The sequence below is a fragment of the Paenibacillus sp. Leaf72 genome (assembly GCF_001422685.1).
Lineage (GTDB): Bacteria > Bacillota > Bacilli > Paenibacillales > Paenibacillaceae > Pristimantibacillus.
This window is the reverse complement of sequence record NZ_LMLV01000001.1, coordinates 2,034,447-2,054,201: the sequence shown is the minus strand read 5'-3', so window position 1 is coordinate 2,054,201 and position 19,755 is coordinate 2,034,447. Positions and strand designations below refer to the sequence as shown.

18 protein-coding genes are annotated in these 19,755 nt (G+C 47.7%); 14 read left to right on the top strand and 4 right to left on the bottom strand.

The window, feature by feature from the left end; translation table 11 throughout:
• Window position 1: 1 nt before the first annotated feature.
• The 7 genes from ASF12_RS08780 to ASF12_RS08750 all read left to right on the top strand — a co-directional run bounded on the left by ASF12_RS08780 (window position 2) and on the right by ASF12_RS08750 (window position 7,557).
• Complete coding sequence (locus ASF12_RS08780; protein WP_081418678.1) at window positions 2-424, top strand: lytic transglycosylase domain-containing protein; 423 nt, start codon at window positions 2-4, stop codon at window positions 422-424.
• Window positions 414-2,969 (top strand): hypothetical protein, encoded by a 2,556-nt coding sequence (locus ASF12_RS35525; RefSeq protein ID WP_235533081.1) that lies wholly within the window; start codon window positions 414-416, stop codon window positions 2,967-2,969. The genes ASF12_RS08780 and ASF12_RS35525 overlap by 11 nt, the downstream gene beginning before the upstream one ends.
• Before the next feature lie 24 nt (window positions 2,970-2,993).
• Window positions 2,994-3,296, top strand: coding sequence for a hypothetical protein (locus ASF12_RS08770; protein WP_235533104.1), 303 nt, complete (start codon window positions 2,994-2,996; stop codon window positions 3,294-3,296).
• 184 nt (window positions 3,297-3,480) lie between these two features.
• Window positions 3,481-3,699 (top strand): hypothetical protein, encoded by a 219-nt coding sequence (locus tag ASF12_RS08765; protein WP_056032310.1) that lies wholly within the window; start codon window positions 3,481-3,483, stop codon window positions 3,697-3,699.
• 352 nt (window positions 3,700-4,051) lie between these two features.
• Window positions 4,052-4,555, top strand: coding sequence for a phage holin family protein (locus ASF12_RS08760; protein WP_056032309.1), 504 nt, complete (start codon window positions 4,052-4,054; stop codon window positions 4,553-4,555).
• 58 nt (window positions 4,556-4,613) lie between these two features.
• Window positions 4,614-6,425, top strand: coding sequence for a sensor histidine kinase (locus ASF12_RS08755; RefSeq protein ID WP_056032306.1), 1,812 nt, complete (start codon window positions 4,614-4,616; stop codon window positions 6,423-6,425).
• Window positions 6,406-7,557, top strand: a complete 1,152-nt coding sequence (locus ASF12_RS08750; RefSeq protein ID WP_056032301.1) for a response regulator — start codon at window positions 6,406-6,408, stop codon at window positions 7,555-7,557. Before ASF12_RS08755 ends, ASF12_RS08750 begins: the two co-directional genes overlap by 20 nt.
• Window positions 7,558-7,610: 53 nt before the next feature.
• Here ASF12_RS08750 and ASF12_RS08745 read toward each other — a convergent pair whose 3' ends face one another.
• Window positions 7,611-8,513 carry a class I SAM-dependent methyltransferase gene (locus tag ASF12_RS08745; RefSeq protein WP_056032300.1) on the bottom strand — a complete coding sequence of 301 codons (903 nt, stop codon included), beginning with the start codon at window positions 8,511-8,513 and terminating at the stop codon, window positions 7,611-7,613.
• Between the two features lie 329 nt (window positions 8,514-8,842).
• Between ASF12_RS08745 and ASF12_RS08740 the strand changes: the two genes are divergently transcribed.
• The 6 genes from ASF12_RS08740 to ASF12_RS08715 all read left to right on the top strand — a co-directional run bounded on the left by ASF12_RS08740 (window position 8,843) and on the right by ASF12_RS08715 (window position 15,191).
• A complete protein-coding gene (locus ASF12_RS08740; RefSeq protein ID WP_056032297.1) occupies window positions 8,843-9,589 on the top strand; it encodes a hypothetical protein in 747 nt (248 codons plus the stop codon).
• Window positions 9,590-9,602: 13 nt separating this feature from the next.
• The gene (locus ASF12_RS08735; RefSeq protein WP_056032294.1) at window positions 9,603-11,291 is read left to right on the top strand and encodes a vWA domain-containing protein; all 1,689 of its coding nucleotides are present in this window, start codon (window positions 9,603-9,605) and stop codon (window positions 11,289-11,291) included.
• 39 nt (window positions 11,292-11,330) lie between these two features.
• The gene (locus ASF12_RS08730) at window positions 11,331-12,470 is read left to right on the top strand and encodes a toxic anion resistance protein (RefSeq protein WP_056032291.1); all 1,140 of its coding nucleotides are present in this window, start codon (window positions 11,331-11,333) and stop codon (window positions 12,468-12,470) included.
• Between the two features lie 98 nt (window positions 12,471-12,568).
• On the top strand, window positions 12,569-13,360 hold the full coding sequence (locus ASF12_RS08725; protein WP_056032289.1) for a hypothetical protein: 792 nt from the start codon (window positions 12,569-12,571) through the stop codon (window positions 13,358-13,360).
• 261 nt (window positions 13,361-13,621) lie between these two features.
• The gene (locus ASF12_RS08720) at window positions 13,622-14,098 is read left to right on the top strand and encodes an HPP family protein (RefSeq protein WP_056032287.1); all 477 of its coding nucleotides are present in this window, start codon (window positions 13,622-13,624) and stop codon (window positions 14,096-14,098) included.
• Between the two features lie 235 nt (window positions 14,099-14,333).
• Window positions 14,334-15,191 (top strand): class II fructose-bisphosphate aldolase, encoded by an 858-nt coding sequence (locus tag ASF12_RS08715; RefSeq protein ID WP_056032285.1) that lies wholly within the window; start codon window positions 14,334-14,336, stop codon window positions 15,189-15,191.
• Window positions 15,192-15,275: 84 nt separating this feature from the next.
• Here the strand turns inward: ASF12_RS08715 and ASF12_RS08710 are convergent, their stop codons facing one another.
• Window positions 15,276-16,574, bottom strand: a complete 1,299-nt coding sequence (locus tag ASF12_RS08710) for an alpha-glucosidase/alpha-galactosidase (protein WP_056032283.1) — start codon at window positions 16,572-16,574, stop codon at window positions 15,276-15,278.
• 165 nt (window positions 16,575-16,739) lie between these two features.
• Between ASF12_RS08710 and ASF12_RS08705 the strand changes: the two genes are divergently transcribed.
• Window positions 16,740-17,687 carry an AraC family transcriptional regulator gene (locus ASF12_RS08705; protein WP_056032282.1) on the top strand — a complete coding sequence of 316 codons (948 nt, stop codon included), beginning with the start codon at window positions 16,740-16,742 and terminating at the stop codon, window positions 17,685-17,687.
• A 185-nt stretch (window positions 17,688-17,872) separates the two neighbouring features.
• On the opposite strand, the gene ASF12_RS08700 is transcribed toward ASF12_RS08705, so the two are convergent.
• Together ASF12_RS08700 and ASF12_RS08695 are read right to left on the bottom strand one after the other, a co-directional pair.
• Window positions 17,873-19,102, bottom strand: coding sequence for an MFS transporter (locus ASF12_RS08700; RefSeq protein WP_056032280.1), 1,230 nt, complete (start codon window positions 19,100-19,102; stop codon window positions 17,873-17,875).
• A gap of 40 nt (window positions 19,103-19,142) precedes the next feature.
• Window positions 19,143-19,754: a TetR/AcrR family transcriptional regulator gene (locus ASF12_RS08695; protein ID WP_056032277.1), complete on the bottom strand. Its 612-nt coding sequence runs from the start codon at window positions 19,752-19,754 to the stop codon at window positions 19,143-19,145.
• Window position 19,755 lies beyond the last annotated feature (1 nt).

Genomic DNA, 19,755 nt, shown 5'->3' with positions numbered 1-19,755 from the left:
TATTCCGTCAACTTATCAGAGCATCGTTAATGCGGCGGCACAGAAATATAATATAGAACCTAGCTTAATAGCGGCCATTATCCAGCAAGAATCTAGTTGGAATCCCCAAGCTAAATCATCCGCTGGTGCTGGTGGCCTGATGCAGCTAATGTCTGGAACAGCTTCCGGATTAGGAGTGAAAGATGTCAACGACCCGATTCAAAACGTAAATGGCGGTACGAAGTATATTAGTCAAATGATGAGCAAATACAACAACGACCCCCGGCTAGCATTAGCTGCGTATAATTGGGGACCGGGTAATTTGGACAAGGCTATTAAGAAATACGGAGCTAACTGGTCAGCAATTGCGAGTTATGCTCCAACGGAAACACAGAAATATGTAGCCAAGGTAATGGGGAACTGGAGGGGAGCGGATGTCAAATAAATACGATGTCGTGCGAAACCGACAGCGGCAAGGAGAGGAAGCGAGGCGGAACGTGCTCTCCGGCATGTACAACCGTCCTGCAGCTGTACCAGATAAGTATGAGGTTGTACGCAACCGCGCAGTGCAACAGCCTGCTGTTCAAGTGGCATCACCGACGCCAGCCTGGGATAAACTAGCGGGAGCTGCCCAGGGTGGAAGTGCAGTTCAAGCCAAACCGGAGCAAATACCAGGAACGCTATTTAATCGTGATCTTTCGCCGGCAACGGGTGTTTCGGGAACGGTGAAGGGCCAGAAGCAGCGTTTGCAGGAGCAGCAAGCCGCAGAGCGGCAGGAACAGGCCTTGAATTCCCCATTATCCAAGCTGACGTCGTGGTATCGGCCAGCGGAATGGCCGACTGCAAAGCTAATAGATCGGATTGTCCCGAAAGAAGTGGATGAAGGACTTTCGAGCCTGTTAGAAGGGAAAACAGGAGGAGAACGACTGGGGGATGCCATACGGGCGACAGATATTCCCGGCGTGACGGACACGGGACCAATCCCCAACTTCATTCGAGGAATAGGAGATACAGCGACATTAGGATTATCCACGTATATGGATCGTCAAATGGGCATGCCAGAACGTGCCGAGGGTGCCACGCAAACAACGGCAGGCCAAGCAGGTCAGTTTGTAGGTTACCTGTTACCCGGCACGGCAGCATGGAAAGTAGCTGGTGCTGCTACGAAGGGAATGGCTAATAAAGCAGGTCAAACCGTAACGCGTGGGGCAATGGGTGGTGCGATGTTGGGTACCGCACGCGAAGTGGGCGAATACCAGCTGGGGGTGAATGAGCAGTCTCTAAGCGGTCGAGCTGCGGATATAGCCTTAGATACCGTATTGGGAGGTGCTGGAGATCTGGCTCTATACGGGCTGGGTAAAGGTGTGCAGATGGTTAGACAAGCGCCGGGAGAGGTGCTTGCCAGCACGCTGAGAAATGTAGACAGCTTGAATAATATTGTAGGGGAGGTGCAAGTAGGGCCGGCGGCTCCAATAGGAGAGAGGAGTGGCTGGCGAGAAATTGCAGATGGTTTGCCGGATGTACAGGCCGCTCTGCGTACAAGTACTTCAAAAGGTGAATCGGCTGAACCCTTCCCGAATGCATGGGAAGACTTCGTACAAACCGGGCAACAAATGAAGCAGGAAGGGCGCCTCACTCCCAATCGGGGGGAGGACGGGATAAAGTCATCTCGAGCTCCAGTGACGGATGTAGAGGGGAAAAGCCTCAGTGACCTAATAGAGCGTACTTTTTTGAGGAAGAAGAGTGGTGGCAGCTCAGCCGATGCTCCCCGAGCAGGCTCAGCACTGAATAAGTTTGAAGCTCCCCGTGCTACTATTTTGAAGGCGGCAGAGCGATTAAGCCAAGCGGTAGGAGGTTCTGGAAAAGCTCTGCATCCCATCCGAGCGGCATTGGAGAGGCTGAAGGAGCTTGGAAGGAACCAAACGCAGGCGCTTCATAACCGTCAACTACCTTCAGAAATACAGCACGAGTTGGGCAACCAAGCTGCCGCTACTTCGAATAACATGAGCGGGACTGCTTCTAACGCGGGAAGCGATTTAGGCCCAGCTGAATTGAATGTTTTATCTAAAGAGTTGTTAAGTGCAGAGCAAATGGGCACAGGGTATAGACCAATGCAAGAGCTAGAAGCAGCGGGAGAACATCAACGAGCTACTGCCCTAGGAGATAAGCTAGCCCAAGACTTGGCGCAGGATGTAAACTCTGATACATTTAGGATAAATGGGATGCTAGAAGAGAATGCGGATTTCGCTGCTGGTTATATAGGTAGCGATCCTGTTGAAGCAGCTGCAGCGAATCCAGTAGGAGATCTATACTTTCAAAACACGAATTATCTGTCTAGTACAATACGCCCCCTTGATGGAACGCTGTCAAAAGGTGCACTAGATTCGACTGTTCGAGCTTTGAAAAGTTCCGAAAAGAGCAAGCCGGATATTGAAAATAGTTCGAATTTCAGTATTGAGGGGATGGAGGAAGGGCTAGAGCATTTAAGAAAGATTATAGAAACCAATGGTCAACGTAATGAGTTACCTCTAACTGAAACTCAAATTAAAGAAGTTACAGATTATGCTATAAATTTAGGAATACCGAAGGAATATATTCGTGTAGCAAGTCCTGATGATACCTCTCCGACAGGAATAATATTTGATACAGTTCTCAACATAAATAATGATGTTCTTCCTTCAAAAAGAGCAGGGAAATTGTCTGCAAATAGCAAAATTACGGGAAAAGCTACTATAGCACATGAAGTAATAGGACATTATGAAGCAGGCATAGCTGGAAGATCATTTCAAGTTATGGATGAAGAATTTAATACTATTACTAGAAATTTTGCGTTGGATGAGGCTCAAGCCAGCATACGTGCTGCGAGGTTTGCTCCTGATATAACACAAGCAGAAAGAATTATGCTTTTACGAGATGGAATATCCAGGCTACGAAACGCAGGAATCAGAATCAGAGATGTACGGGATTTGCTTTATATTAATAGTCGATAGAAGGGAGAGTTTATTTTGGAGTTAATGAGGTTAGATGATGTAGTTCATATACCCAACCGGGGTTTGGTGTTAGTCGTTAACTTTGTTGAATCAGATACACATCACATTACAAAATTAAAGAAATTAGTTGGTTCTAAGATAACTGTCAGCAGCGTGAATGGAACGGAATTCGAATTTGTAGTAAAAGATATTAGTGTGTCATTTTCGATTTCAAATACCCCTCTTATAGGAATAAATATTCAAGAACGAGTGAATATTGAGAAATTAAAAAAGGGTTCAATAATTCACTTGAACTTGAATTTTTCAGATGACGATTTTAAGGATTAAAGCACACTTTATAGAAATAAGGATACTATCTTTAATAGCTACTTCAGCAGTATTTAAGGTGTTTATTCATAATACGCAGTATAGTAATTAAAGAACCATACTTTTGATTATTTTGAAATTTTACTAAAATAAATATATAATTAGTGAAAAAATGATAATAAAATTATTTCAAAGGGGATATAGCATGAGTGAAAAAAATATTACTATAATAAAAGATGTATTTAAAAATGAAAAAAACGATGTTCTGACAGATGGAATTACAATCATTATTGATGGTCAATTAAAGCAAGTTTTAGATATTATCTCATCAAAAGAGAGTTTTGGAGATTATACGGAAACTGTAAAAGAAGTTCTTTTTACAGGAATTAACCAGTATGTTGAAAAATACAAGAAGGAGCAGTGAAAGACTCTTTATGTTTCAGAGAATGGATTTACATGAAAAATTAAGTCTGTAAAATAGATTGTGTAAACTCGTTAATTTTCTATCTCCAAGATCGTACAATACAACCAACGAAGCCACAATACCAGCTAACCACCTGTGTTATAGTCTTTTTCGATTGTTTGTACTCACAACAATGCTCTAATTTTATATCCTAAATAACGTAATAACGTTACATCAAACAGGTCGATTATGGTCAGATACCACCATGATTAACCTGTTTTTTGTTATCTTCGTTTTATAAAGTCGTCTCATCATAAAAAATTAAAATAAAGCTCCGCCGCGGCGGAGCTTTTACTTTTAGGAGGAAAAAATTATGAACAAAGGGCAAGCCCTTATTTCAACAGCGGGTGCGTTTGTTGTACCTATTTTTGAATATTTGTATGGAGCGGGTGATGCAGTGTTAACAGCAATGATGGCGTTGCTATTTTTCGTAGCAATGGATTGGATTAGCGGCATAAGGGCAGCTAAAAAGGATTTTTCATACGCGAGCAAGTATGGAATTGATGGTGTATTTCGCACATTTTTTATGCTGGCTTTGCCGGCTGGCGGCCATTTATTAGATCTGTTGTTTAATTTGCCAGGTCTCTTTTTTGGTGCGCTAACTGCCGGGCTCCTCTATCACGTTATACAGTCGATGGTTGCGAACGCTCTTCGTGCTGGGTGGGGAGCGTGGTTGCCTTTGAATGTATTTGAATCGCTATTATCCTGGGTGAGCTCAGAGTTGGATAAAAAAATTAATCGGGCAGCAGAGCGCGGCGCTATTGCAAACGTTACGGACAACCCTGAAAATGAAACACATAAGGAAATAAATCAATAGACGAGATGTTCGAAAGAGCGAATGAAAGGTAGGTGCCGTCGTGGATACGAGGTTGTGGATGTCAGTATTGCTATGCTTTGCGACGGCGCTGATGCTGTTTGTGTTGTTCCTATCCTATCGCAAACGCCATTTGCAGGTGGCTAGGACGATGGTTTATATGATGGCAGCAGCATCCTGCTATGCGCTTGGCTATGCCTTCGAAATTTTGAGCGTTACCTTGGACGGCGTAAAATGGTCACTTCAGTTCGAATATTTAGGCATCCCCTTCGTCTCCACCTTCTGGCTGCTGATGGTGATCCAGTTTACCGGGCTTGCAGCCCCTTACCGAAAGTGGCTTGCGCTGCTGCTTTTTCTCATTCCGTCGGCCACATTTCTTCTGCATCTTACTAATGAGTGGCATCATCTTGTGTACGAAGGCTATTTTCCGAACCCGAACGATACCGTTCCGTTGTACAATACATTAAAAGGCCCGTGGTATACGGTGCATGGCGTTTATAATTATACGATTTTGCTGCTGGGCATTTTGCTGTTTATTCCGTTGTATATACGAGCGTTGCCCATTGTGCGGAAGCAGATTGTCCTCCTAACTCTCGGAGCGGCCGCGCCGATGCTGTTTAATATTGGCTATATGTTTAATACGATCATTGACTTTACACCGCTGGGGTTCGCTGTATCCGGCGTCATCTATGCTTGGGGGATTTTTCGGTTCGGACTGCTTCGTTTAACACCGCTTGCTTATGCCAAAATGTTTGATACCGTTCGCGACGGCGTCGTACTGCTGGATTATGACAATCAGATCGTGAACCACAATCGCGCGGCTGAAGAGGTATTTCCTGAGCTGATGCAAACTAGAAGCTTCCCTGCCCTCAGCAAGGACATACTAGCGACCAGTCCTGAACTGCTTCAGCGAATATCGGCAGCGGATTTTCAGGATGAGCGCTTTCCTCTCCAGCTGTTGCTTGGCGATCGGCAGATGTATTACATTTGCAGCTTAACTTATATTTACGACACGGGGACGACCCCGATTGGCAAAATGCTGATGTTCAGCGATATAACGGAGTTGAAGGAGAATGAGGAGCGTCTGCGAGAAAAATCGCAGCAGCTGTCCCAACTGAACGCCTTTAAAGATAAGCTGTTTACGGTCATGGCTCACGATATTCGCGACCCCATTGCCCTTCTCGTTAGCTTGACCGAGCTGCTGGGCGAGGAGCCTACGGATACCGATATTGCCAGCGCCGAGGTTTTTCAAGAGATTAGACGGCAGGTACGCGGCACCTTCCATCTCGTCGACAATTTGCTGGACTGGTATCGCAGTCAAAATGGCGAGGTTGCGTTCCGGCCGCAGGCCTGGAACCTGCAGCAGGTTATCCGCCAAGCTTTATCGCTGGCAGGGGCCAGAGCGGCGATGAAAAACATTCAAATTTCCGAGCTTGTCGATGGGAAGCTGACGGTGAATGCCGATAAGGAAATGCTGGATCTGATTTTTCGAAATTTGCTGTCTAATGCGATTAAATATACGGATATCAATGGGAAGATCGAGGTCAGCGCTTCTATTGAGCATGATGTGGTAACGGTATCCGTTAGCGACAACGGGAGCGGAATGGATGAGGAGACGGCGCGGCTGCTGCGTCAGGATGAGCTCTTTTTCAAGGAGCCTGGCTTTGCAAGTGGAGAGGACGGCAGCGAAATGAGATTTGGTCTCGTATTGACCCGGGAGTTTCTCCGCATGCATGGCGGCATGCTCCGGTTCGAAAGCTCGCCCGGGCAAGGAACGACTTTCCAGTTTACATTGCGAGGGGCCGTTAGCAGCGGGGCTGGAAGCGACAGCGAGGAAACGGTGGTGAACGTTTATGAAAGTCATCTTAATTGACGATGAGCCTGTCATGCATTTAATTATGCGGAAAATGCTGGCGAAATATGCGGAGCTGCAGGTTGTCGGGGCATTCGTGAATATGCATGCCGCGGGCGATTTTCTCGCTGAAAATACCGATGTCGAGCTGGCGTTCGTTGACATATCCGTGCCGGGCGACAGCGGGCTTGCGTTTGCTTCCAAGCTGGACAAGGCGGGCAGCAAAACACAAATTGTGTTCGTCACCTCGCATAAAGACTATGCGGTTGAGGCATTTGAGCTGTCAGTGCTTGATTATTTGGTGAAGCCCGTCACGCAGGAGCGGCTGGAGCGGACGATTCATCGCGCGCTTGAAAGCAGAAGGATGGTAGGGGATTCCCTTACAGCAAGCGCCCAAATTCAGAACGTGAACCGTGTCAGCATTACAGCTTTAGGCGACTTTTCCGTGCGAAATGAACGGGGACGCGTAAAATGGATTTCCAGCAAAAGCGCCGAGCTGTTTGCCTACCTGCTGCTGAACCGTGGTCAGCGAATTTCGCGTGCCAGGCTCGTTGCAGATATTTTTGCCGGGATGACGAGTGTAAATGCTGAAAAGTATTTGAATACGACGGTTTATCAGCTCCGCAAATCATTAGAGCCGTTAGCGCTTCGGGATGCTATTCGCTCGGAAAACGACGGCTACGCACTGGAACTAGCAGATGCCATAATTGATTTTGAAGAGTTCGAGCGTCATGCGGTAAAGTTTAAGCAGGTTGACGCCGCTACTGTGGAGGACGCGCTGAACGTGGAAAGGCTCTACACGGGGGAGCTGTTCGGCAGCAAAGCCTACGTCTGGGCTATACACGAGACAGAGCGGCTGGCAGAGCTTTACACCTCGTTCGTCAAAAATGTAGTGGAGACACTCTTCGTTCTCTCCAATACGGCCGCAGCGTCGAAGCTGCTGCTAAAGCTTTATGCACAAAATCCCCTTGATGAATCCGTCCTGAGCTTGCTGCTCCGCAAGCATGCGCAGGACGGAAACAAGAAGGGGCTTACAGCCCAATACACCGACTATGTGAGATTGATCAAAAAAGAGCTCGGCATTCGTCCATCCAAAGCGTTGCTCCTTTTGTACGATTCTCTGGTCAGTGAATTATCTGATAACGCAAAATAATGAAAGGTATATAATGAAAGGTATGACCTCGGCCTACGTTGACGCACGCTGACCTATGCTCTAACAGTTTCCGGTCTTGTATACATATTCAGCTCCTGCAGCCGGATCAGCACCTTGCCATAACGTCCGCTCTGATGTATGACCACTTTGCCGTCAGGATAAGTACGATGCACATATTCGGTAACGGTTTGGCGGGTAGACTCATCAGGATTCAGATTATGGGTTTTCAGCGCTTGCATGACTTCCTCTATGGCCTCTTCATAAGTGGACTCGGTCGTTTTGGTTTCTTTCGTAATAATGGATTCAAACGAATAACCCTTCAAATAGAGCAGGTGGGTCAAGTAGGCCATATCCGAGCTTTCCGGATGAACCTCGCGGCCCGTCAGCAAAGGAAGAATGGCTTGGAGCAGGCTATGCTCTCTAGGCCCTGCACCTACACTAATGTAGCAATATTTGCGAGCGGTACTGAGCACCCGTTCCACGCTTTCCCAATCGACAATGACTGGGCACATGGACACAAATACGAGATCATAGGCGTTGTTCCAGCCCCTTGCGTCAATATCCAGCTCTTCAAACACATCATGTACTAGCTCTACTTGCCCCTGATCAAACCTTGCTGTATTCTCCCTGAACAGCTCGCTTAACGGAACATTAGGCTCCACAGCTGTCACGCGTGCTCCTCGGTCAACGAAAGGCACCGTAAAACCGCCCGAGGCAGCTCCGATATCGAGTACGGACAGCCCTTGGAAGTCCACACCTTGCCCTTCTATCCAGCGAATAATTCGCTCGCTTCTATGTCTTCCTTCTGCACTGAATACCTCTGCATTAAAGATCTTTGCTTTATGGTCAAAGGATGTACGGCCAATGCCGGCCTTCTTCATTTTATTGCCCGTCGCGTTCGGGTCCTCCGTCCAAGCTTTCTCCCACACAGCTGCATTAAACAAGTCATTGCTCATATCTCGTCATTCCTTCCTTAATTATAATATGGTTTTCATTTCGTAGACTTTAAAGACTCTGTATATCTACAATAACCTTTAACGGAACGAAAAGCAAATTCTCTTTTTTCGCCTCAAGCACAGTGACGTGTTTCAAGACATACTCAAAAATAAAATGGAACCGGACAAATAACGTGGAAGTACTTAGAGTATAAATAGAATCTAAAGCAAGATTAGCAACATTTAGGAGCTTGTTCGGTTATTCTCTGTTAAAATTAAATAGGCAGGCGAATGATGCTGCTGTTTTTTACAAATGGAGACAAGTTACCGCATTCGTGGAGGAATTATTTATGGGGAATAATTCGAAATATTTGAAGCTGCTCGGACTCATTGGCGGAGTTGTCGCCCTAAATATCGTTATTTTGTCACCGGGGCTTGTCGGGGTGGTTATAGGGGGTGAAAGTGTTCTTGCAACCGCTTCAGGCGTAACCTTATTGTTCAGCAGCTTTCTGGTTCTGACTTACGGAAGCTATACGCTGCTGCTCAAGCCGGCTTCGGTGCCGCAGCTCCGTTCGATTGCAACACGTGAGGATTTCATGGCGGCGCTTTCCTATTACAAAAATGTCAAAGTGCTGCACAAGGACATCGCCGTGGCCCTCGACCAACTGGAACGGATAGCGAAGAAGAGAGCGATCTTGTCCGATATTCTTGGTCAAAGATTTGAGCAGACGGAAATCAGCTACAAGAAATTCGACTCCGTCATCGTTGAGGTCGAGAAGCTTTTTTACTTGAATATTAAAGGGATGCTGAATAAGCTCGGCGTGTTCGATGCTGCTGAGTTTGCCTCCTTGGAACGGCAGCGGAGCACGGGGAAGTTCTCGAATAAGCTGATGCAGGAAAAAATAGAGCTTTACCAGCAATACCTGGACTACGTGTCCGGTTATCTGGGAGCGAATGAAGAGATTTTGCTGAAGCTGGACCGCTTGGCTCTCGAAATTTCACTGCTGGGGAGCACAGATTATCGGACGGTCGAGGAAATGCCCTGCATGAAGGAGATCGATGTATTAATAAAGCAAACCAAATTATATCAACAATGAGAAGGTGACGCAGATGGCGAGTAAAGGAAAAGCTTTTGTAGTTTTGGCACTTATTGCGATTGTTGTTTTTGCTCTCGTTTACTTTGGGATTAGCTTGACCTCGAACATAGGCAAGACGGATACGCAGATTTCGTCGGAAGATGCCAGCAAGCAGCTGAATAAGCTTTATCAAGGCATTTCAGTTACGACTGCGGAGCCGGTCAAAGGACAGATCGACCTTGATCCTGCCGATGTCGGCGACTCCTTGCCGGATATTTCGAAGTTCCCCGTATCGGTTGAAAATACGACAGACCAATTCGTCGAAATTTTTTCCTCCACCGAGAAATCAGGTACGGAAATGGATGGCTGGCTGAACGATGTCGCCACCGCTTTTAATCAAGCGAAGATTAAAGTGAATGGGAAAACGGCTTCGGTCAAAATCCGCAATATTGCTTCTGGCACTGCAACGGATTATATCCGTTCAGGCAAATATGTGCCGGATGCGTTCACCCCGTCCAACGAGCTGTGGGGCGAGATGGTCGCAGCGAGTGGCGTTCAAACGAAGCTCGTGTCTAAACGGCTCGTAGGCAATGTAGCGGGAATCGTATCCACTCAAGCGAAATATGATGAATTGATTGCCGAATATGGCTCGCTTAATGTGAAGACGCTGACCGATGCCATTGCAAGCAATCAGGTGGCGATGGGCTATACCGACCCTTTTGCCAGCTCAACGGGCCTCAACTTTTTAGTGACGTCCCTCGCGACGTTTGACAGCCAAGAGCTGCTGGGCGAGAAGGCGGTGCAAGGCTTTGAGAAGTTCCAGGCCAATGTTCCATTCCTTGCCTCGACTACACTGCAAATGCGTGAGGCTGCTAAGACGGGGATGCTAGATGCTTTTGTACTGGAATATCAAACCTATGTGAATGCGGCGGATTTCCAGAGCGGTTACGTGTTTACGCCTTTCGGCGTCAGACATGACAGCCCGCTGTATGCGCTCGGCAAGCTGCCGAAGGATAAGCAGGACATTATCCAGAAGTTCGCCGATTTTGTTACGCAGGATAAATACCAGAAGGCTGCTGAGGAAAAAGGCTTTAATGGCCTGAATGACTACAAGTCCGAGATGGAAGCTGTGAACGGCAAAACGCTGGCTTCCGCGCAGAAGCTTTGGAAGGAAAAGAAGGATGGAAGCAAGCCGATTGCCGCTGTTTTTGTAGCCGATATTTCGGGCAGCATGGGCGGCGAGCCGCTTAATCGCTTGAAGGAATCGCTGCTTAAGGGGCAGAAATTTTTGGGCAGAAACAACAGCATCGGGTTCGTTTCGTATTCCAGTGACGTGGCAATCAACCTGCCAATCGGAAAATACGACACCAACCATCAATCGATGTTTGTTGGCGCAATCAATAGCTTGCAGGCGAGCGGAGGAACGGCGACCTTCGACGGCATCGTCGTTGCCATGAAAATGCTGCAAGATGAGCTTGCTGCGAACCCGGATGTGAAGCCGCTCATTTTTGTGCTAAGCGATGGGGAGACGAATGAAGGGCATTCGCTGAAGGATATTAAAGGGCTTATCGAAACGTACAAAATTCCGATTTACACCATTGGTTACAACGCGAATATTAAGGCGCTGCAAAGCATTTCGAGCATTAACGAGGCGGCAAGCATTAACGCCGACACCGACGATGTCGTCTATAAAATTGGAAATCTGCTGAACGTTCAAATGTAATTTTACAGTACCGTTTTATGTTGAAGAGGAGGGGTAGCCATGTCATTTACGATGGAAGTGGTCAGTGAGGAGAAGCTGAAATCGGTCATTGAAGAGCAGGTAAAGCCTGAGCCTGAGGAAGTCACCCAGCTGCGGGAGCTGGCGACGAGCAATGTGTCGACGATTTTGGAGCTGGATTTGGATTCACTCGAAAAACGGAAGGCGATTTTGCAATCGATTGACCAGTTTGGCATTCAGTCGATGAGGTCTTCCTCGGAGAAAAATTCGCTGCTGCAGGTGGCGGTTGGCCATTTGTCTCAAACGGGCGATGAAGGCGGCCAAGTGGCGAAAGGTTTGACGGAGCTGCACATCCAGCTCAAGGATCTGGACCCGAGCGTCGTCGATTTTGCCAAAAGCGGCGTGCTCGGCATGTTTTTTAATCCGCTGCGGCGTTATTTTGCGAAATACCAGAAGGCGGATACGGTCATTTCGGGCATCATTTTATCGCTGGACAAAGGCAGTACGATACTTAAAAATGACAACACTACGCTGGAACTGGAACAGCACGCGCTTCGCGAGCTGACGAAGAAGCTGCAGAAGGAAATCCAGCTTGGCATGCTGATGGATGAAGGCATTGAAGCGCAGATTGCAGCAGCCAAGTCACGTCAGGAGTCGGAGGATAAAATCCGTTTCATAACCGAGGAGGTACTGTTCCCGCTTCGCCAGCGCGTCATGGATTTGCAGCAGATGCTCGTCGTGAACCAGCAGGGCATTATGGCGATTGAGGTTGTCATGCGCAACAACAAGGAGCTGATCCGCGGGGTAGATCGGGCGAGAAACGTCACCGTTTCGGCGCTGAAAATCTCCGTTACCGTAGCCAGCGCGCTCTACAACCAACGAATCGTCCTGCAAAAAATCGAGCTGCTGAATCAGACGACCGATAGCCTGATCAGCGGCACCTCCAAAATGCTGAAAAACCAAGGAGCCGCGATCCAAAAGCAATCGATGGAAGCGAATATCTCCGTCGATACGCTAAAGACGGCTTTCGCTGATGTGCTTTCGGCGATGGACTCGATCAGCACCTACAAGCAGGAGGCGCTGCCTAAAATGCGCCAAACGATCCAGCAGTTCAGAGAGCTGGCGGATACCGGCGAGGTGCAAATTCAGCGGCTGGAGAAGGGACAGAGGCTGGGATTGTAGAAGAGGATGGAGAGCAGGGGCAGTAAGTGTGAAGAGCCCCTGCTCTTTTTTTTCAAGTAATCATTTCCTGAACTATCATAAAGAATGGAGAATAAGCGATGATTAACTTATCCCTAGAGATTCAAAATGCCGACGGAGCGGTGCTTGAGACCCGTACGGACAGCGAACAGGTATATTTGGTGTACAAGCAAGCTTACGAGCCTGGAAATGTAATCGTTCTCAAAAGCTCGAGGGCCAATGTGCATCTGGTCATTCAGCTGGAGGATTCGATCAATCCGGCCTTCATTTATTTGAAGGGCGAGGAGTACCGCTACATCATTCCTTTTGATGAAAAAAGAGTATCTTACTCACCTAAATCGTTTACGGGCGACATCCATGTGCTGACTGCTCGCCTGGCAACCGACGAGGAAATAGGCGCTTACAAAAATGTAGCGAAAAATGAATATGACCAGCATGCCAACGACACTTGTTTCCCTCATGCTACCGCTAATGTCGAGACGCGGGGAGAGGCCGTATTTGCGGCACGGAACGCCATTAATGGGAATGCCGCGAATGACTCGCATGGCGAATGGCCTTATGAATCATGGGGAATTAACCAGAGAGCGGATGCGGCTATATCAATTGATTTCGGACGCACCGTAGTCGTAGACAAGGTCGTCTTAACGCTGCGAGCCGATTTTCCACATGATAATTATTGGGAAAATGTGACGCTGACGTTTTCGGATGGCAGCTCGCATCAGGCCAGCCTGATCAAAACCCATAAACCACAAACGATTCTGCTGGAATCCAGAGCGATTGACCATGTAACGCTAAGCGAATTGAAAAAATCATCCGATCCTTCACCTTTCCCGGCTTTAACGCAGTTTGAGGTGTTCGGAAGAGAAGCCTAAGAGCGGCATAGCTGGACGCCCGGTCTGGGTGCAAATACATGCATCGACCCGAGCGGATTAGGCGGATTCAGAAACAAAAAATCAGTTAGACGAGAAGAGTACCGTAAAGGTGCTCTTTTGTCGTTTGGCAGACGGTTCACAGCATTGACACCTCTTGAGAAACTTAATAGAATGAAGCAGGCACTACAAAACTGCCAGTATTCCATGCAGAACACTCAGCTAATCCGCTGGCAATTTTGACTGGAGGTTTATTGGTTTAAAATGAATCTAAAAATGATCGCAATCGGCGCCTACGTTATGCTTATTTATTGGCTTTCCTTGCATTTTACGTTTCTCGATACTTTATTTTTCCCTACTTTGGGGGCTTTCAGCTTCCTGTTCGTTTCCCGGTCATTCCGTTATACGGAGATCAGCAAAATTACATTAGGCGCGTTTATTTCGTCAATCGTCGGCACGCTGCTTTTCTTCATCTATCCAAGCGCGATTTCCTTATTCGTGAATGTGTTGATCACAATCTGGATGATTACCAAATTTAAATGGAATGCTCCGCCTATTGTAGCGGTGTCGCTCATACCGTTCTTTTCCCACTCGACGCATCTTTGGCTCATTCCGATATCCGTATGCGCGGCTCTGCTCGGCTTGATGCTGATTTTATTCCTTGCCGAATGGGCGGAGAAACGGCTAAGCCCATTGTTTTCCCTGACCAAAAGAAATGGTGTATCTGTTGAACCGGAATAATTCATTTATAAATTCTTATCAATTGTGTGAAAAGTATTCACTCGCAGGGCAGGTAGTTTTATAATATAATTTGTGATAACATATAGTATTAGATGAGGAATGTGAACAAGGATAAAATTATTCCGTTCATGCTTATAGATCTGTCGTTTATAAGCGTTGTTTTAAGCTGTAGATCAATGGGCATGATTGAAAGTTCTATTCATTAAATTGCAACTACACTGAAGGAGGATTTATCATGGCATTGGTTTCGATGAAAGACATGTTGAACAAAGGTTTAAAAGAAGGTTACGCGGTTGGTCAATTCAACATCAACAACCTGGAGTGGACGCAAGCAATTTTGGGCGCAGCTCAAGAAGAAAAATCCCCAGTTATTTTGGGCGTTTCTGAAGGCGCAGCACGTTACATGGGCGGTTTCAAGGTTGTTACTGCAATCGTTAAATCCCTAATCGAAGAAATGAAAATCACGGTTCCAGTTGCGATTCACTTGGACCACGGTTCCAGCTTCGAAAAATGTAAAGAAGCAATCGATGCAGGCTTCACTTCCGTTATGATCGATGCTTCCCATTCCCCATTCGAAGAAAACGTAAAAACAACGAAGCAAGTTGTTGAATATGCTCACGAGCGCGGCATTTCTGTTGAAGCTGAACTGGGAACAGTTGGCGGACAAGAGGATGACGTTATTGCTGATGGCGTTATCTACGCTGATCCACAAGAGTGTAAACAACTCGTTGAGCTTACAGGTATCGATTGCCTAGCTCCAGCACTTGGTTCCGTTCACGGTCCTTACAAAGGCGAACCAAACCTGGGCTTCAAAGAAATGGAAGAAATTTGCCAAACAATCAAGCTGCCATTGGTATTGCACGGTGGTACTGGTATCCCTACTGAGCAAATCAAAAAATCCATTTCCCTTGGAACAGCTAAAATCAACGTTAACACTGAAAACCAAATCGCGTTCACTAAAGTTGCTCGTGAAATCCTGACTTCGGATTCCGAAGTATTCGATCCACGTAAATTTTTGGCTCCAGGCCGTGAAGCGATCAAACAAACCGTTATGGGCAAAATTCGCGAGTTCGGTTCTTCCAACAAAGCGTAAGCCTATATATAAATGAAAAAGGGCTGGTCCGGCTGCTGCATGCAGTTGGACTAGCCCTTTTTTGCTGTATACCTTACTCTTTTCTTAACGATACGACGGAAGCCAGCTGCCATGCGCTTCAATCAGCTCATCGCAAAGCGAGACAATGTCGTCCATCGACAATTCCGCCGACGTATGCGGGTCCAGCAGAGCGGCGTGATAAATATGCTCGCGCTTCAATGTTTTGGCGGCTTCAATCGTGAGCAGCTGTGTATTAATATTCGTGCGGTTTAACGCGGCGAGCTGCGGTGGAAGGTCGCCAACAAAGGTTGGCGTCACGCCGGAACGGTCAACCAAGCAAGGCACCTCGACGCAGGCTTCCTTCGGCAGGTTCGTAATGAGGCCAGTGTTCATCACATTGCCGCCGATTTTATAAGGATTATTCGTTTCGATTGCTTCCATAATATGAGAAGCATATTCGCGGCTGCGCGTATGCTCAATCTTCTTATTGCCAAGCATCGAATCACGTCTTTCTTCCCAGCCTTTGATTTGCTCAATGCAGCGGCGCGGGTACTCATCAAGCGGAATATTGAAGCGTTCAATCAGCTCCGGATAGTTCCTTTTAATGAAGTACGGATGGTATTCTGCATTATGCTCGGAAGATTCCGTTACATAATAGCCGAATTTCAGCATGAGCTCGTAGCGTACCATATCGTGGTGCTGCTCCGCTTGTTTTTCCGCTGCGCGCCGTTTAATTTCCGGGTACAAATCGACGCCGTCCTTCGTTGCTTCAAGCAGCCACGCCATATGGTTAATGCCGGCGATCCTCGTTTTGACACCTGCCGTATCGATGCCCAGATGCTCGAATAGATGCGGTACACATATTTGTACGCTGTGACAGAGTCCTACAGCCTGCAAGCCGCCTTGCGATATGAGCACATTCGTCAGTACAGCCATTGGATTGGTGTAGTTGAGGAACAGGGCGTCTGGACAAACCTCCTGAATATCTGCTGCAAAATCAAGCACGACCGGAATCGTACGCAGATTGCGGAAAATGCCGCCGATGCCAACCGTATCGGCAATCGTCTGGCGCAAGCCGTATTTTTTCGGAATTTCGAAATCGGTTATGGTGCAAGGATCGTAACCGCCAACCTGAATGGCATTGACGACATATTTAGCGCCGCGAAGCGCCTCCTTGCGGTCGGTATACGCTTTAATGATGCAGCTGCTTCCGAGCGACTCCTTCATATTCTGCAGCAGCTGCTCGGATTCACGCAGCCGGCCGCCATCAATATCAAACAAAGCTAGCTCGAAGCCCTGCAGGGCTTCTGTAAGCATGACATCACCCAACACATTTTTCACAAAAACAGTACTGCCCGCACCAAGGAACGTTATTTTTGCCAATGAATTCGCCTCCGTTTATGAATAGCTTTGACTCCTTAACTATAGCCCCGAAGCGGAAGCAGGAACATGGAGTAATTCCTGTTAAACCTGTCATAATGCCTTTACATTGCATGATTTTATTCATCATATTATACTATTACCTGTCATAATGAGGGGGGATGTGGAATGCCTCTGACCGAAGTTAGGCATAATCGGGAGACGCCGCAGCGGCAGATGGAGCTGTTTTTGCGTTTTTTTGGCAAGGAAGAATGTGAGCCTAGACATAGCTGGGGCCCGGGCTTGCGCGACTTGTATATTATCCATTATGTGATCAGCGGCTCAGGTGAATTTAGTACCGGAGGAGAGACGTATCAGCTGACACAAGGTCAGGGCTTTCTCATAACGCCGGGCGCAATTGTCCATTATACAGCGGATGAGGCTGACCCTTGGGTCTACTCGTGGGTGGGCTTTGATGGGCTTCACGCAAGGGCGTTTATGCGGCGGGCGGGGCTCAGTGTATCGCAGCCGATATTTCGCGCCAAGAGGACAGGGGAAGGCCATAGCCGGGGCCAGAGCGAGAGCGAGAGTGAGAGCTGTGAGAGGAGAGGGGAGAGCAATAGAGAGAATAGTGATTGTGCCAATTGGTTTGACACTAGCCATCAGGAGCTTGTGAATGCCCATGAAACGGGCTGTCGGGACATTTTGTACCAGAGCATTTTGTACCGGCTAATTGGAGAGTTGATGGAATGTGCAGACCCTGCATTAGTGGATGCGCAGCCGCTCCGTGCGAACTCCAAGGAAACCTATATCAATGAGGCGATTACCTATATCGAAAATAACTACAGCCAGAAAACAACGGTTGAGCAAATCGCTCACGCTGTTGGCTTGGATCGTACCTATTTGTCCAGCTTGTTCAAGCAGCAGTTTGACCTATCGCTGCAAGCGTTTTTGCTGCAATTTCGAATGAATCGGGCAGTGGAGCTGCTGAGCAGCAAGCAGCTGTCGGTGAGCGATATTTCCCGCTCGGTGGGCTACACCGATCCCTTTCTTTTCTCCAAAATGTTCAAAAAGGTCATCGGCCAATCGCCGCGCCGAACGCGAGAGCTGCTGGAGGAGCAGCAGGGCAAGCTGTAAGAGAATGGGATTGGTCAAAGCGTATCTCTTAATAAAAAAAGGGTGGGCTTTGGCGATTAAGCCAAAACTCACCCATAGAATGCGAGATAGCAAGCGCCGTGCTTCACAGCATGCGGCAGCTTGCTTTGCTTTGATGACAGGCGATGCTAAACAGAATCGCTCCCGCCTGCAAACGATGCGCGGCTCTAACCGCGAGCGGGGACAGCTTTCTTTTTCCCAGCCCGCATGGACAGAAGGAAGCACAGCAGGAGCACGATGCCAGCGGAGGCATACGGGAAGTTGATATTCATATCAAACAGCACGCCCGCAGTGATCGGGCCAAGAATGTTTCCGAGGCTCGTAAAAGCGGAGTTCAAGCCAGCGAGGTAGCCTTGCTGGTCATTTGCCATTTTGGAAATTTGGGTGCCGATGGCTGGGCGCAAAATATCGACCGACAGGAACAGAAAGAAAGTGACCACGAACACCATCCAGTAGTTGTTGGTCAATAACATCAGCAGAACGAATAGGCCCGCAATAAACAACGACCACGTAATGACGTTCTGCTCGCCAAACCGATTCAAAATCCAGCCGAAAATCGTGACCTGCACAACCGCGCCCGCGATCGAGCCGAACGTAATAATAAAAGCGATGTCGGTTGCTGTAAAGCCGAAGCGATGGTCAACGTACAAGCCGAATACCGTCTCATAATTCGCAAGTCCGAACGAGGCGACAAGCACGATGATTAAGCTGAAAAAATACGGCTGCTTATAAGACGTCAGCAGCTGGGACATAAAGCTGGGTTCGCCAGCCGAAGCCGAGGCTGAGGCCTTAGCCTTAGAGGGGGCTAAAGCGGCAGCCGTTGGAGCGGCCTTCGCCTTGGATTCTGGCAAAACAAGCAGCGTAACGATGGCGGCCACCCCGCCGGCGATGCCCGCTACATAAAAAGGGACGCGAACGCCAAATTCGGCTAAATAACCTCCGATGCCGGGACCAATAATAAATCCGGTCGTAATCGCGGCATTGATATAGCCCATGCCTTTGGCGCGTTCTTCGTTGCTAGTAACGTCAGCGACGTAAGCCATAATCGAAGGCATGCTGAACGCGGCCCCGACTCCGCCAAGTATGCGTGAAACAAACAGCAGCCACGGCTCGCTGACCGCGCCAAACATCCATTCTGAGAGCGCGAACAGCGTAACGCCTGCGACGATCATTTTTTTTCGGCCGAAAGAATCGGAGAGCCTGCCTGCAAGCGGGGAAAATAATAATTGGGCCAAGGAAAAGGCCGCTACCATGAAGCCAAGTATGCTTCCGTTCAAATCCAGCTCTCGCATATAGGCAGGCATAACGGGAATGACGAGCCCAATGCCTGTAAATACGAGCAAAATATTGCCCATCAGAAGGAGTATAGCTCCTCTGTTCCGTAGTAATAATGACATGGTTAAAATCCTTTCACCCTGATCTAGGTTGTTTTAATGATTAGGTTTGGTGCTGCTTAGAGGTTGCGATGCCATAAAGAACAACCTTTATAGCGGTTCTGTAAATGGTCAAAACCTCATCCATCGCATAGGAGCGTCTGGACAATTGATTCAAGCCGAAAAACAAGCTTTCCAATATAATCGCCAAATGCTCAACCTGCATCGGCTCTAATTCGCCACGGTCAATGCCTTCCTGAATGAGGCGCTTGTTGAATTCCAAATGCCGGTCAATCATGACCGTCATCCGTTTCTCAACCTCAGTGGTTTTCTCCTCATGGTTGAAAAATTCATCGGCCGCTTTCGTAAGCGGATGGCTGAAATCATCCATTACACTTTGCTCGACAATGGCGTACAGCTTTTCGGTGGACGTCTCATAGAGCGCCTGCTGCTCATTCCATTTTTGCTCCCATTCCAAATCCCATTCCTCTAAAAGATAGAGAAACAAGCCTTCCTTGCTTTTAAAATGGTAATAAATATTGCCCTTACTGCTTTCGGTCGCCTCTACAATGTCTTCAATCGAAGTCCCTTTATAGCCCTTCTGGGCGAAAAGCGCCCGCGCGGCACTTGCGACTTTCTTCTTCGTTTGCTCGCTTTGCAGCTGTTTCTTGTTCATG